This is a genomic window from Methylocucumis oryzae (assembly GCF_000963695.1).
Lineage (GTDB): Bacteria > Pseudomonadota > Gammaproteobacteria > Methylococcales > Methylomonadaceae > Methylovulum > Methylovulum oryzae.
Genome location: NZ_LAJX01000017.1, coordinates 16,745 through 29,908 on the forward strand (window position 1 = coordinate 16,745; position 13,164 = coordinate 29,908).

General features: G+C 41.9%; 17 protein-coding genes. 8 read left to right on the top strand and 9 right to left on the bottom strand.

Annotated elements, in window-relative coordinates; translation table 11 throughout:
• Positions 1-19: 19 nt before the first annotated feature.
• Together VZ94_RS26730 and VZ94_RS26735 are read right to left on the bottom strand one after the other, a co-directional pair.
• Entirely contained in the window at positions 20-379 is a 360-nt protein-coding gene (locus VZ94_RS26730; protein WP_204369019.1) for a hypothetical protein, read from the bottom strand.
• Positions 342-899: a hypothetical protein gene (locus VZ94_RS26735; RefSeq protein ID WP_204369020.1), complete on the bottom strand. Its 558-nt coding sequence runs from the start codon at positions 897-899 to the stop codon at positions 342-344. The genes VZ94_RS26730 and VZ94_RS26735 overlap by 38 nt, the downstream gene beginning before the upstream one ends.
• A 92-nt stretch (positions 900-991) precedes the next feature.
• Between VZ94_RS26735 and VZ94_RS02295 the strand changes: the two genes are divergently transcribed.
• The 5 genes from VZ94_RS02295 to VZ94_RS02315 all read left to right on the top strand — a co-directional run bounded on the left by VZ94_RS02295 (position 992) and on the right by VZ94_RS02315 (position 5,412).
• Positions 992-2,020, top strand: a complete 1,029-nt coding sequence (locus VZ94_RS02295; protein ID WP_045778001.1) for a WD40/YVTN/BNR-like repeat-containing protein — start codon at positions 992-994, stop codon at positions 2,018-2,020.
• A gap of 13 nt (positions 2,021-2,033) precedes the next feature.
• A complete protein-coding gene (locus VZ94_RS02300) occupies positions 2,034-2,435 on the top strand; it encodes a hypothetical protein (RefSeq protein WP_045778002.1) in 402 nt (133 codons plus the stop codon).
• Between the two features lie 227 nt (positions 2,436-2,662).
• On the top strand, positions 2,663-4,468 hold the full coding sequence (asnB, locus tag VZ94_RS02305; RefSeq protein WP_045778003.1) for an asparagine synthase (glutamine-hydrolyzing): 1,806 nt from the start codon (positions 2,663-2,665) through the stop codon (positions 4,466-4,468).
• Positions 4,469-4,907: 439 nt separating this feature from the next.
• Complete coding sequence (locus VZ94_RS02310; RefSeq protein ID WP_045778004.1) at positions 4,908-5,180, top strand: BrnT family toxin; 273 nt, start codon at positions 4,908-4,910, stop codon at positions 5,178-5,180.
• Positions 5,167-5,412: a hypothetical protein gene (locus tag VZ94_RS02315; protein WP_045778005.1), complete on the top strand. Its 246-nt coding sequence runs from the start codon at positions 5,167-5,169 to the stop codon at positions 5,410-5,412. Before VZ94_RS02310 ends, VZ94_RS02315 begins: the two co-directional genes overlap by 14 nt.
• A gap of 370 nt (positions 5,413-5,782) precedes the next feature.
• On the opposite strand, the gene VZ94_RS27750 is transcribed toward VZ94_RS02315, so the two are convergent.
• The 7 genes from VZ94_RS27750 to VZ94_RS02340 form a co-directional block, all read right to left on the bottom strand.
• Complete coding sequence (locus tag VZ94_RS27750; RefSeq protein WP_239649566.1) at positions 5,783-6,247, bottom strand: GGDEF domain-containing protein; 465 nt, start codon at positions 6,245-6,247, stop codon at positions 5,783-5,785.
• The gene (locus VZ94_RS02320) at positions 6,198-7,412 is read right to left on the bottom strand and encodes an EAL domain-containing protein (protein ID WP_239649567.1); all 1,215 of its coding nucleotides are present in this window, start codon (positions 7,410-7,412) and stop codon (positions 6,198-6,200) included. The genes VZ94_RS27750 and VZ94_RS02320 overlap by 50 nt, the downstream gene beginning before the upstream one ends.
• A gap of 145 nt (positions 7,413-7,557) precedes the next feature.
• On the bottom strand, positions 7,558-8,163 hold the full coding sequence (locus tag VZ94_RS02325; RefSeq protein WP_052700135.1) for a DUF1501 domain-containing protein: 606 nt from the start codon (positions 8,161-8,163) through the stop codon (positions 7,558-7,560).
• A 76-nt stretch (positions 8,164-8,239) separates the two neighbouring features.
• The gene (locus tag VZ94_RS02330; protein WP_045778006.1) at positions 8,240-8,452 is read right to left on the bottom strand and encodes a hypothetical protein; all 213 of its coding nucleotides are present in this window, start codon (positions 8,450-8,452) and stop codon (positions 8,240-8,242) included.
• Positions 8,437-8,928, bottom strand: a complete 492-nt coding sequence (locus tag VZ94_RS02335) for a DUF1501 domain-containing protein (protein WP_045778007.1) — start codon at positions 8,926-8,928, stop codon at positions 8,437-8,439. Before VZ94_RS02335 ends, VZ94_RS02330 begins: the two co-directional genes overlap by 16 nt.
• An 11-nt stretch (positions 8,929-8,939) precedes the next feature.
• Positions 8,940-9,218 carry a hypothetical protein gene (locus tag VZ94_RS22065; RefSeq protein ID WP_052700136.1) on the bottom strand — a complete coding sequence of 93 codons (279 nt, stop codon included), beginning with the start codon at positions 9,216-9,218 and terminating at the stop codon, positions 8,940-8,942.
• A 65-nt stretch (positions 9,219-9,283) separates the two neighbouring features.
• Positions 9,284-10,594 (bottom strand): DUF1800 domain-containing protein, encoded by a 1,311-nt coding sequence (locus VZ94_RS02340; RefSeq protein WP_082081319.1) that lies wholly within the window; start codon positions 10,592-10,594, stop codon positions 9,284-9,286.
• Positions 10,595-11,014: 420 nt separating this feature from the next.
• Here VZ94_RS02340 and VZ94_RS02345 point away from each other — a divergent pair, with 420 nt between their 5' ends.
• The 3 genes from VZ94_RS02345 to VZ94_RS02355 all read left to right on the top strand — a co-directional run bounded on the left by VZ94_RS02345 (position 11,015) and on the right by VZ94_RS02355 (position 13,085).
• Positions 11,015-11,305, top strand: coding sequence for a hypothetical protein (locus VZ94_RS02345; protein ID WP_045778008.1), 291 nt, complete (start codon positions 11,015-11,017; stop codon positions 11,303-11,305).
• Between the two features lie 579 nt (positions 11,306-11,884).
• Positions 11,885-12,667 carry a sterol desaturase family protein gene (locus tag VZ94_RS02350; RefSeq protein ID WP_052700138.1) on the top strand — a complete coding sequence of 261 codons (783 nt, stop codon included), beginning with the start codon at positions 11,885-11,887 and terminating at the stop codon, positions 12,665-12,667.
• A gap of 73 nt (positions 12,668-12,740) precedes the next feature.
• Positions 12,741-13,085, top strand: coding sequence for a DUF2782 domain-containing protein (locus tag VZ94_RS02355; protein WP_052700140.1), 345 nt, complete (start codon positions 12,741-12,743; stop codon positions 13,083-13,085).
• Positions 13,086-13,164: the final 79 nt, after the last annotated feature.

Genomic DNA, 13,164 nt, shown 5'->3' on the forward strand with positions numbered 1-13,164 from the left:
GTAGCCAAGATAAGCCCTGTTACCAGCTTTTAGGCTTAAAATCCTTGGGGGTTTCGATAATAAATTGCTCGTCATGAATTCCCGCCATGTAAAAACCATTGGCTAAGGCTTCTTGACGCAAATCCTCCGACGCATCGACGACGGCGAGCATACCGTAAAGTTTTTTATCTTTATGTTCCGGCGCAAACTGCCGAAAGCGCTTTAAAATAGTCTGTAATTGCGTAATGCCTTCTGGGCGTAAATGGCTTTTAACTTCGACAATAAACGCCTCGTTGCGCTCGGAATTAGCATAAGCAAATACGTCCAATTCCAACGTATCGCCACCTTTTTTAATTTTGACTCTAGGTGTGACGAATTCCATGCCAAAGCGCTCGGTCAAAAATTTTCGTCATCGACGGAAACGCCATCCCTTCAGTAAACCCACCAAACTTCTCGCCTAAACCGCCTATTTGCTTACCTAACTCTTTAAGCTGACGGCGTAATTGCCTGTCAGTTTCTTTTAACTGCCTATCGGTTTCTTGCAATTGTCTATCTGTCTCTTTTTGCGATAAACGCAGCTCTGCCATCTGCGTCTCGTGTTCTTTATGAGATAGCCTTAGTTCGTCAATATGTTTACCCGTTTCTTGTAACTGCTTATCCGTCTCTCGCAGCTGTCTATCCGTCTCTTTTTGCGCTAAACGCAGCTCTGCCATCTGCGTCTCGTGCTCTTTATGAGATAGCCGTAGTTCGTCAATATGTTTACCCGTTTCTTGTAACTGCTTATCCGTCTCTTTTTGCGATGCTTGAATTTGTCTGTCTGTCTCTTGAAACAACCGGTCTAATCGGTCAAACATTTTAAGCGTCTCTTGTTGTCTATCAGCAAGACTGGCTACTAATGCTTTTAATTCATCATCCGTCATAGTGCACTCCGAAAAGTAATATTCAGCAAAACGTCTATAATAGGTCATTCATGTATAATTCTAACAGCAACCAATGTCTGGGGAATAACAAAATGGCGACGCACCGTTATCACGCATTACTTATTTTACTATTAATCATACAGACGGGTTTAGCCCGAGCAGACTGGCGGCAGGTTTTAACGCTAGCCACCCCAATCCACTATTTATCGGCCATAGACAATAAAACCGCGTGGGTGATGACGCAAAGCCAAAAAATAAGCATAACCCAAGATCAAGGCCAAAGCTGGTTTAATACGCGCATTAAAGGTTTAGATAGCAATAGCAGCTTGCAACAACTTGTCGCGCTAACACCTCAGCAAGCATTATTAGCCGCCTCTACTTACCATAACGACACCAACAGCTTTACTAGCCATATCTACAAAACTCAAGACAGCGGCAAACATTGGCGCAAAGTCTTTAGCCTAAATCATCTATGCCTATTGCAATTGGCGATGAGTAACGCTAAAACCGGTGTTGTCGCTGTCAACATCGAACCCTTTAGTAGCAGCGCAAGCTCAGGACATAGCTTATTAAAAACCTTAGATGCTGGTGAAACCTGGCGTGAAGACACCCTCACCGACCCTAGCGATGACTTTTATATTCAAGACATCTTCGTCAAAAATCAGCAAGTTTGGCTTTACTCTGGTAACAACATTTATTATTCCAACGATTTTGGTCAAAATTGGCAGCATGAAGTGTCGCCATCCGATGATGGTCGCTCACAATTCATGCAATTTCAAACTCCTGAACGCGGTATTTTTAACGCCACGGCTTTAATTGACTTATACCGAAAAACTGAAACCGGAGGCTGGGAACATCTAGGCCAACCTCCTGGCACCAATGCATTAGGCGGAGCGGTTACAGCTCTGGTAACTGATGGTAATGAATGCTGGTTAACAGAAGCATTCGATAGCTTAGATAATTACTATTCAAACGATTATTGCGCTAGCTTTAAACCGTTTAGAGTGGAGGCAACACAAGCTTTTCTCGAAATCAAAAAACCACGGCTAGGCAATGTGTTATGGGCAAGAACGCAAAAACGGGTGTTTATCCATAAAAAGACGCCGTCATTGGCAAAATAACCCCATTTCGCAAATGAAAATATTCAGATTTCCATTGATTTCATTAGTAGTTCTGTTCAATGCTTGCTTTGCTGAAGAGCAACCTTGGCCCGAACCTGAGCATATAGACAATAACAAGATCAAAGCCGTAATTACAAAATATGCAGAAACCTTAGGTTGCTCAATATGGTTTAATCCCCAAAATATCGTTCCCCATCTTCTAAATGATGAACGACTCTATGTTGGATTATTCTCAGTCGACCTGGGTTGTAGCGGGGGCAATCTCATGAATCGCCCTGTTTTTGTTGCGGTTAAGCCAGGCGCTTATGATCAATATTTCATCGATTACCAATATTCTTCACCCGCACAAACTTCAGACAAATTTCCCCAACATACCACCGAAATTTTTTTCCAAACAAAATGCTATTTGGTTTAAAGGCGCGAGTTTGAGAACCACTGATGCTTTGTGCTGTCCTTCATTGGAAACAGAAGGCATAGTCCAATTTAAACATAATACTTGGCAGCCTTCTTTTAAATCACTAAGCCATAATAGGTAACACAAAATCCGCACGGACTAAGTTGCAACAATAATCGTTATTGCAAATCTCAACGTGGAATTTAATCTTTCTCATAACCTCAAAAACACAACTCATTACACTTACCATGTGCGGCATTTTCGGAATCCTAGGCCCTTACTCACCCGAACACGCGCGTTCGGCGTTTGCTACGCTTGCCCATCGAGGACGTGACAACAGCAGCATCATCGAAGAACCTGAGCTTTTTCTTGCTCACCACCGATTAGCCATTACCGACACTCATGCACGCGCTCATCAACCCATGCGACGCGGCAACTTATTACTCAGCTTTAACGGCGAAATTTATAATCACCGTCAATTACGCAGTGTATTGAAAAACGCAGTTTGGCAAACTGAAAGCGACGCCGAAGTTATTCTCGCCGCCTATGCAACCTGGGGCATTGACTGTGTACAACATTTTGATGGCATGTTTGCTTTTGCCTTATTGGATGGTGACAAACTTTATCTAGTGCGCGACCGTTTCGGTGAAAAAAGCCTGTTTTATCATTTAACCCCGCAAGGGATAGTATTTGCTTCGGAACTCAAAGCCGTTAAGCCGTTTTTAGCCAGCGTGCGCCTTAATGAAGACGCGCTACACTCGTACTTATCATTTTTAGCCCCTACGCCACCGCATACGTTTTATCAAGGCATAGAAAAACTCGCCAGTGGCGAATGGCTGTGTTATCAACGCGGGCAACTAACTCGTCAGCGTTATTACCAACCGCTGGCTTGCCCAGCGTCTGCCATCAACGATGCTACAACCGCATTAAGTTTGATTGAACAACAACTACACGACAGCCTACGCAGTCGTTTAGACACACAAGCACCGGTCGCGGCGTTATTATCAGGCGGCCTAGACAGCGCGATGCTTTGCGCAATCGCCGCCGAGCAAGGTAAAAAACTACCCACGTTTACCTTAGGCTATCAAGGCTATGGCCGAGATGATGAGCGGACCAATGCCAAAATCACCGCCACTGAGCTAGGTTTAGAACATCATGAAGTCGTCATTGGCCGGGATGATTTTGCTGAGCAACTCGACCACGTGTTAACCGCTCTCGATGAACCGCTCAACGACCCAGCAGCGTTACCGCTTTATATGCTGATGCAACACATCGCCGAACAAGGCTTTAAAGTCGTGTTAAGCGGCGAAGGTAGCGACGAATTATTTTTAGGTTATAGGCAATATTTTGAATGCTTAGATATTGAGCAACTCGCCCAACTTAAACATAAAAACTGGTTAAAAAACTATTTCCACGCCCATTTTTCCATGCATAAAGAATGGGAATGGTATAAACGTGTTTTTGATAACACGTTGTTATTCCGCACCTCTGGCGAAAAATTTACCGATTTACAACAAAATCGGTTGTTACGGCAAAATATTCGCGATAACGCTTCACTACGTTTTTTAGCGCCTTACCGAGCCATCTTTGAACACAGCGCTCATCAACATCCCGCGCAATGGTATAGTTTTATCGATTTACAACTCTTCGTTGGCGAACATTTCTTAACCAAGCTAGACCGCGTTTCCATGGCGCATACGCTAGAAGCCCGCGCTCCGTTTCTAAATCATAATTTAGCCGACTTAGTGTTATCCGTAGACCCGTTGCTACGCATTGGCAAAGGTGAAAGCAAAGCCTTGTTAAAACAAATCGCACGCCGGTATCTGAGCGAACCCATTATCGCCCGTAAGAAAAAAGGTTTTGCTTATCCTTATTTGGACTGGTTATTAACCACATCGGGCTTAGAATTAATCGAAAGCGTCAACGCTAAAACCGGATTGTTTAATGAAGAAGCATTAGCGCAATGCCTTGACATGGGACGCAAAGGCAAAATAAAACAACATATTTGGGGGTTGTATGTGTTGTGCCATTGGCTTAAGCGGGAGATGTTGTAATGATGAAAAAAACGCTACGCCAATCTATATCTACAGCCTTAAACGGCACACAAATTATTCGTCCATCAACACCTTGGTAAATTTGTGGTGTAGTGGTGTTTTTTAGTAAAAAATGACGGTAGAATCTGTGGACATAGAATGACATCAAATTTGATGCTCTTTAGTCAGCTTTTATAGCATGTTTTATGGGCGTTAAAGTCGAAACGGACTAACGTGACCACTCTGACTAGAAATTAATGCAGTTTGAATGATATACAGAAAGAATAATTATTATTTGTCAAAGACTTAATCAAAATAACTAAGTCTTAAAGTTGATATACAGAAACTATTTAATTACTAGTTAAACCGATTAAACATGAACTCCTCACCATTCCTCAAAAGACAAATCCGTATGGCAACAGGCGTTCAGCCGAATGGAAGCTAAAAAGAGTCATGAAGTATGCATTTTGAATGGGATCCGAAAAAAGCCACGGCAAACCGACGCAAACATGGCGTTACCTTTGAAGAAGCGAGCAGTGCATTACGCGATGTATTTTCGGCTACTACGCATGACCCTGACCACTCGGATAACGAGGAACGATTTGTAACCTTTGGTGTTTCCTCCCAAGGGCGATTACTTACGGTGGCACATACCGATAGAGATAATGCGATTCGCATCATTTCGGCACGACTAGCGACTAATATTGAGAGGCAAATTTATGAAGAAGGTTAAATCAGAGATGGCTGACGAACTCAGACCAGAATACAAACGATCAGATTTCGGTGAAATCGTGCGTGGCAAATATGCAAACCGGATCAAGGAGGAAACCAATGTAGTACTTCTTGAACCTGATATTGCAGAAGCTTTTCCGAATGATGAAGCGGTAAACAAAGCACTTCGGTATTTGCTGGAAGTAGCAAAAACATCAACCAGCCTAACCCAACGCTCCAAAGGACTCCGCTAACACTACACCGCTGAGCTTTGCGTTGGGTGTCTCTTGATGAAGCCAAGTAGAGTGCATTTCATGCACCAAATAACTTGGCTATGGTGCATCAAATGCACCCAACTGCCCATCATTTTCCTAAATCCAGTAGATTTGCTTATTATCTGTGACAACGTTATTGACCAACACCTGATTACACCTTGTTAATCAATTAGTAAGCTCTCAAGACAACGCCGTTTCATTATCAACAGCATCAATCATTTCCACTTTAAGACGCAAGCGTTGGTTAATAAAAAAACTATTACCTGGAATTTTCTTAGCCTGCTTTTTCGCCCCGGTAGCAAGGTCGGAAAGATCGACGTGAGTTAAACATTGACTAGTTGCAAAACTATCAACAATGCCGATTGATAAACTGACTAAGGCAAAAAAATGTTTTTAACCCCGCGCGGTCTTCGCCCACTATACCGCCCTTAAGCCTATCTTCTTCAATGTAAAAAGTAGGCGCTAATTCAGCAAAATGACTAAGCATGTTTTGGCAACGCACTAACCAATCCTCGCATAAAAAAACGACAATAAAATCATCGCCGCCAATATGGCCGATAATGCCATGTTGCTCGTCAACGAACTTAGATAAAAGCTCAGCTACTGCTTTTATCACATTGTCACCAGCGCTATAACCGTACTTATCGTTATACGGTTTAAAATTATCCAGGTCGAAATAAGCAAACGTAAATGGAATTTTTTCTTTTAAAAATAGATTGATACGTTCGTTCACTGGCACACTACCAGGTAATAACGTCAATGGGTTAGCATGTTTGGCATTTATGATTTGTTGCCGGGTAATCTCTTCGAGCAAGTCTAAAACCGTCGCTACACCTAGATAATAACTGTTTTCGGTCACGATAAAACGCCGAATCATTTTCCGAGTTCGATGTCAGCATTTGGCTCACCGTTTCCAGAGGGGTGTTAACATCAAACATTAACGGCATTTTACTGACGAACAAACTAATTGGTTTTTTGCCATACAATTCCAAGCCATATCGACTAGAAAACAGTTTAGATAAAAACCTATCGCGAAAAATGATGCCGGTCGCCAATAGATTATCGACCACGGGAATCATGGTTAATTGTGAATTTTGCTGAAACAAATCCATTACTTGACTAATGCTGGTTGCAGACGTCACTGGCTCAACTATTTTTAAGATAGATCTAGTCTGTGGAGAATGGCCATTAAATGAATGTACTAATAATGGTGAAATACGATTGCTTACTAATAACGCAGGATCAATGCGCTCAGGCGGTTGTGCGTTAGGTCTGGCAAAATAATACCCTTGCGCATGGGTAATCCCTAAAGACTCTACTGTTTTAAATTCTTCTTTGGTTTCAACACCTTCAGCAATAATATTGCAATTCAATGAACTGGCAATGCTTTGTATCGAGCGGACAAAATTGTATTTAACACTGTCTTCATGGATGCCATGAATAAAATGCTTATCAATTTTAACGTAGTCGGGTAATAGCTCAGACCATAGTCTTAACCCCGAATAACCCGCGCCTAAATCATCTAAAGCAATTTCAAAGCCCATCTGCCGATAATGCATCACTGCGTCGCGCATCAACGGGTAATTATCGGTCGGTTGGCTTTCGGTTAATTCTATGACAACTGATTTTGGATCTAAGCCGGCTTGCTCTAAATATTTTAACGTCATGCCCATTTTAAAATCCGGCTGTAATAATACCGACGGGCTGACATTGATAAAGAGCTTTTTGGCTAATTTTAAGCGGGAATAGTATTGAATACTGATTTTGCGGCAACAAAATTCAAGCTTTGTGCTTAGGCCATGACGTTCAGCAGCACTAAATAAATTGTACGGGCTATGTAGCGAGCTGTCCGAAGGTCCACGTATGAGCGCCTCATAGCCCAAAATATCTTTATGCAATAATGAAATAATAGGCTGAAAAATAGGCGTCAGTCGCTCGCCTTCTATGATATTGACGATTTCGTCTCGTAACGCAGTCATAAAGTATCCTGAATTAAGCACTAAGTTATAAAAAATAGGCTTGAATTATTAATACCGTATGACAGCTAATAAATCGAAACTAAAAAAACTAAGATGTTAATATGAATGCTCACGCCGAACTGATTGGTTCGGCGGAGTTTAACCTCTACAAACTCATAAAACCTAAATTAGCTGTAGCAAACCGGTCTAAATGCGGAAATAGTGTGTGTAATTCGCTATCATCCGCGCCAAACCACGCGGCTAACGTTGCCCCATATTGCTCTATTGATGTGGTTGGAATCAAACGCCCATAGCCAGAATCATCGGGACCGTCTAGGGTTTGATTGGGGAATTGCCCATACACTTGCCCGCCTAAGACTGAGCCGCCCGCCACCATTTGAATATTACCCCAAGAATGGTCAGTACCATCGCCGTTTGACGTTAAGGTGCGACCGAATTCAGATAATGTAAAACTCGTAACATTACTCGCCACACCGAGTTGTTCCATCGCGTTATGGAAAGTAGAAATAGCCTCCGATAACTCAGAAATTAAGCGGCTGTGGTTATCGATTTGATTATCGTGCGTATCATAACCACCATGCGTGACGTAAAACACTTGCCGATTCATGCCAAAGGCTTGCCTAACGCTAATCATTCTAGCAACCATCTCTAGCTGATCCGACAAATACCCGCCCGGCCAAGATTGAGAGCCAGAATTGCTCTTTTCCAACGCTTTAATCAGTGATTCACTAAGGTCAAGGGTTTTGCCCACTGCATTAGCATATTCTCGTTCTAGTAACCGATGACCGAGTGAAGCTTGTTCTAAGATTTTTCTAAACGCACGCGTTCTAGGATCTTTTGCCCCCCATTAGTGACCGAAAGCGCTCAACACCGTAAGAGCTTAGATAATAAGGTACGGCGGTTTCACCGATTTGAAATAAGTTGTTGCCAGCAATAGAAATCCCTAAAGGCAACGCATTAGGGCCATTTAAATTAGATAATAAATCTGCGATGCGCCCGCCCCAACCGACTCGCTGCAACGCATCTAATTGATTGGACATGGCTTGGTCGGTCTGGTCGCTATGAGAAAATAGCTGGGGGGTAGATTTTTACCGGATTCGTAATCTTTCTTTTGAGTCGGCTGTAATAACGTACCGACATTAGCGACAAATGCTAAGCGTCCGTTGTTATACATCTGTTGCATCTCTTGCGCCGCATCCCAGACAGCATAGGTCTGTCCCGCATTATTCCCGGCTAAATCTAATAAATCTTCTTTAGCCAACGCCAAATTTGACCTAGCCTGTTTATAAATCCCATATCGCTCAGAATCGGTAGGTATTAAAACATTATAGCCATCATTGCCGCCGCCTAAAAAAATACATACTAATGCTCGATAATCTTGATCTGCGGCTTGTACAGCCGCCGCTTGAGTACCGGCTAAAAAACCAAGTGCCGCCGAACGGTTACTCAATCCGGCTGCCGCTGCGAGCGTGTACTGTAAAAAATCGCGTCGTGTTGTTAAGCGTGTGCGCGTCATTTGAATGCTCCTCAGCGTTGAATTAAATAAAAAGGTGAACTCATTACCAAGTAAAGCGCTTCTAAAGAACGTCTTACCCCTTTATTTTCGGCTCTACCTAAATCGATTTTACGCACATAATTGGCTATGGTTAGCTTGGTTTCTTCTGGTAATTGCTTACCCGTTAACACCGTGTCTAAATAGCCTACGAGTTCTTTTGTATTTTTAGCATTTTTCTTTAAGGTGCTGATATTAATTAAAATATTATTTCTACTTATATAAGGATTACCTTTGTAATACCATTGCGTCAAACCCCATAGTTCGTTATGAAAACTGGTGTTATTCGCATCGTTGACTAATTGAAACTCGGGTGCAACTAAACCGTTTTTGCTAAGCGCACCACTGGGGCAAAATTAGGCCGAAAAAAATTGAAGACACTAGGTGAAGATAATGGCGCTTGGCCTATGGTGTAATCCGGGTAGTAATACGGTAATGTACCTTCAGCCGTGCTAGCATCAAACGCGCGCCATAAATGAGTTAGCACTAACAACGGTTCGCGTAGCTTACCAAAGCGTTTATTGACTTTAACTCCGCCTAGGGCTTCGGGATCTAACAATACCGCTTTAATAACCGCCTTCATATCGCCCCGGACACCGTCGCCATTATCATTAAATTTCTTAGCGACACGGGCAATATATTCCGGTGAAGGGTTACTCGTCACTAAGCGTTGAATCAGTCTTAAACCGATAAAAGGCCCTACATTGGGGTGATTAAATAGCGTGTTCAACGCTATATCCAACTCTTTTTCCGCCGTTTGGTTTTCAGCAATACGTTTTTTATTGATGATGACTTTTCCATCACGGTCGTGAAAAGCGCGAAATGCTTTCATGCTAATACGCCAGTCATCACCATCAAAAAACGAGAGTGAATCTCCCCAGCTCCAACCGGTAAACACGCGGGCAAGATTTTCAATATCAGATTGATTATATGTGGGTACGGTCGTACCGTCTTTTAATAAAGGCTCACCGTTAGCATTGAGCTGCACCAAACCTACCGTGAATAACTGCATGATTTCACGAGCAAAATTTTCATCGGCGCGAATGCCTTTAGCGCGACTTGGTTTTTGATTGCCTAACATCGATAAATAAGAACCCATAGCTGGCGATAGGGTTACTTTTTCTAACAAGTCTCTGAAATTACCAAACGCATTACGCACTAATATATCGTTATAAACAGTAAGCGCATGGGGTGGTATACCGGAATTCATATCAGACACCACAAAAATTTCAGAAAGTGCAAAAGCTACTCGTTGACGTAATTGATCAGGCGCCGTAACCGCATGTCTAAACCACACTTCAATGCGATTATTACGATCATTGTTATCTTGGGTAATATTCAGCGACTCCAAATGACATGAAGCCTTCATGCTCATTTGTTGATTAATCCATTGCTGATAGGTGAAGTGCTTTAAATGGTTTATATCGCGCGGATTGGCGCCAAAAGTCGCCATATTTAAAAATCTAGCCGCATCATCGGTAGGCGTTACGACTTCAGTATCTGGCGTGCGTGGGTACTGTGGCTGAGCATAAGGATCAACACATTCGGCCGGTGGCTCAGCCCACACAGCCCAAGAGAACATTATCGCGAATAAAAAACTTAGACGGCGGAGACGTTGGATATTTGACATTTTTTCCTCCAGGCTGTAGAGATAACAACAGAAAAACCTGCGCTCAAGCGCCTGGACTGTAATAACTCATAGTTAGACTGTCAAGCGTAAGCACTTTAAAATCAATAGGATGATTTAATTTTGACATTAAAAATGAATAAGTTATGTTAATTATTCACAACAGCGTAAAGAAAATCCTTGTGTGTTTTGCTATGCGCATCACAACTCAATCCTTTATCCTTTTACCGTCACCGCTATGTTTATTACCTCCATACCCATTGTTTTATCCTATACCAGCTTATTTAATCTCATTGAATTTATTTTGTTTTTTAGCGACGATAGCCAGTTTGCTTTACTTTTATACGCCCGCTAACAATCCAATATGGGAAGAAAACCTAGGTGATGGTTGGTACACACTTTTACGCAATATGTGGCTAGGCGATGCTGCATTATGGCGAGCGTTTTGGCCTTTTTTTTATCTTCGCTAATGTTGTGTTTGCTTATATCGATTACCGAGCCAACAGCGTGTCTTATACGATAGCAAGTTGGAAGACCGTGCATGGCATGTTATTCCTGCCCATGGTTTGGTGGGCGACTGCTGTTTGGCGCTGTTCAGTCAATAGTTCTAATAAACTTTGGGCGGTTGCCGCCAGAAGCCTAGTCATTTATTTTTTCTTAGACGTTATCTTAAGGCTTTTCATCGCGATAAAAATTTCCCCAGGCCTTATTTGATTGCCATTTGTTGGTGATGGAATATGGCGACTGTTGGTAACACTCACCTTGGGTTTATCATGCTTTAGGATTTTTACTATTCACATACGGTTAACAATTATCTAAAAAATGCTTTATTTGGTGCATAACAACAACATATTGCACGGATAGGCACAGCTTACAAATTAAACGCAATGCCGATAGGCAGTATCCATGTCATCACGATAAAAAAATAAATATTAAAAATCAATATATTACAATACACTTGAAAATAACTACAGTTATCCTTATATCAGGCATGAAATATGCTTTTCTTATAAAACCAGCGTAACGACTTAACAGCTTTGACTTTAAGTCACGTGTTTGTCACTTGGCATCATTATGATGTTTTTGCCCGAACACGGTTTTATCTGTGACGTAAGGAGAATTTATGTTAAATATTTTGGTTTTTTTCAATGATGCGATTCATTGGCTAGTACTTAATCTATCAGGCGAATTAATCGCTTTGGGATTACTGCTCCTCTTTGCCTGTTTATCTGTTTGGGAATTCATTTTTTCCTAGAGAAAAAATGGCCTAGTGCCGCAATTAGGCGTTCCTATATGACCAATAGCTGTCTTTTCATTTTTAACAGCATCGTAACGTCTATCGCTAGCTTTGCTGTCGTCGTATTTGCGCAACAACATTTGAGCATCAGTGGCTTTAGTCAATTACCTAATACATGGGTAAAAGCATTACTCGCGTTTATCGGATTGGATTTAGTGCTGTATCTATGGCATAGAGCTTGCCATCACTTTGATTGTTTATGGATGTTTCATCGTGTACACCACAACGAGCCGTTTTTAAACATCTCAACCGCATTTAGAGTGCATGTGTTAGAAGTATTAATCACAAATTTACTAAAAGCCGGTTATGTAATTTCTATTGGCTTAGATCAAATGCAGATACTGGTCAATGAAGCGCTGTTAACCTGCTTTATCATGCTGCACCACAGCAATATCAGTTTTAAAGGCGAAAAATGGTTAGGATGGCTAGTGATAACACCGGCAATACACCGCTCCCATCACTCGGTAGAACGATTAGAGCATGATAGCAATTATGGTAGCGTGTTATCGTTATGGGATAGGTTGTTCCGCACACTTAATTTAAAGCACGCGGATAAATTAGGAATTCAGCAAGCATCGCCAAAAGACTTTGCTCGCTTATTATCCTTTGGTTTTTCGTTTGACTCACCTAAACCAGCGCCTGCTATTAATTTAGAAACAATGATTGCCGAAGCTGCTTACTATAAAGCCGAACAACGCAACTTCCGACCCGGTCATGAATTAAAAGATTGGCTGGATGCGCAAAGAGATATTATGAAATTGCTTTACGAGCAAAAATAGTTCTTAACACCAGGCAATGAGACAAGAAAGGCTAATCTGTAATAAGATAGCCTTTTTTAACCAAGGCTTTTTTATGCGTTCCGTCTTTATTGCCGTATTACTAAGCGTGGCTTTTTCGATTAACGCGGCAGATGATGAGTCTGCCGCTTTAGAATCTTTGCCTGAAACGCCAACGCCCCCTCCCCCTGTCCACAGCGGCGAAGCCATAGAGCCCGATATTACAATTATCAAACGCGGAAAAAAAACCATACAAGAATTCCGCAGAGGCGGCCGCTTGTACATGATTAAAGTCATTCCTGATATTGGTCCTGCTTATTATTTTTTAGATACTAACGGCGATGGTAAGCTCGATGCTCGTAGCAACGATTTAGATTATGGTAGCCACATTAATATGTGGAAAATCTTTGAGTGGGATTAAAGGTTTGTTTTAGCAAAAACGCCCAGGAAAACCTGGGCGTTTTTTAAAGAACGACTAAATTAAAGAATAGAGAGTTACA

What these genes read in the sequence shown, in the direction of transcription:
- VZ94_RS26735 (WP_204369020.1), bottom strand. Translation starts at nt 899, where the DNA reads ATGACGGATGATGAATTAAAAGCATTAGTAGCCAGTCTTGCTGATAGA.
- VZ94_RS02295 (WP_045778001.1), top strand. Translation starts at nt 992, where the DNA reads ATGGCGACGCACCGTTATCACGCATTACTTATTTTACTATTAATCATA.
- VZ94_RS02300 (WP_045778002.1), top strand. Translation starts at nt 2,034, where the DNA reads ATGAAAATATTCAGATTTCCATTGATTTCATTAGTAGTTCTGTTCAAT.
- asnB (WP_045778003.1), top strand. Translation starts at nt 2,663, where the DNA reads ATGTGCGGCATTTTCGGAATCCTAGGCCCTTACTCACCCGAACACGCG.
- VZ94_RS02310 (WP_045778004.1), top strand. Translation starts at nt 4,908, where the DNA reads ATGCATTTTGAATGGGATCCGAAAAAAGCCACGGCAAACCGACGCAAA.
- VZ94_RS02315 (WP_045778005.1), top strand. Translation starts at nt 5,167, where the DNA reads ATGAAGAAGGTTAAATCAGAGATGGCTGACGAACTCAGACCAGAATAC.
- VZ94_RS02320 (WP_239649567.1), bottom strand. Translation starts at nt 7,412, where the DNA reads ATGACTGCGTTACGAGACGAAATCGTCAATATCATAGAAGGCGAGCGA.
- VZ94_RS02330 (WP_045778006.1), bottom strand. Translation starts at nt 8,452, where the DNA reads ATGTCCAATCAATTAGATGCGTTGCAGCGAGTCGGTTGGGGCGGGCGC.
- VZ94_RS02335 (WP_045778007.1), bottom strand. Translation starts at nt 8,928, where the DNA reads ATGACGCGCACACGCTTAACAACACGACGCGATTTTTTACAGTACACG.
- VZ94_RS02340 (WP_082081319.1), bottom strand. Translation starts at nt 10,594, where the DNA reads ATGTCAAATATCCAACGTCTCCGCCGTCTAAGTTTTTTATTCGCGATA.
- VZ94_RS02345 (WP_045778008.1), top strand. Translation starts at nt 11,015, where the DNA reads ATGCTGCATTATGGCGAGCGTTTTGGCCTTTTTTTTATCTTCGCTAAT.
- VZ94_RS02350 (WP_052700138.1), top strand. Translation starts at nt 11,885, where the DNA reads ATGACCAATAGCTGTCTTTTCATTTTTAACAGCATCGTAACGTCTATC.
- VZ94_RS02355 (WP_052700140.1), top strand. Translation starts at nt 12,741, where the DNA reads ATGCGTTCCGTCTTTATTGCCGTATTACTAAGCGTGGCTTTTTCGATT.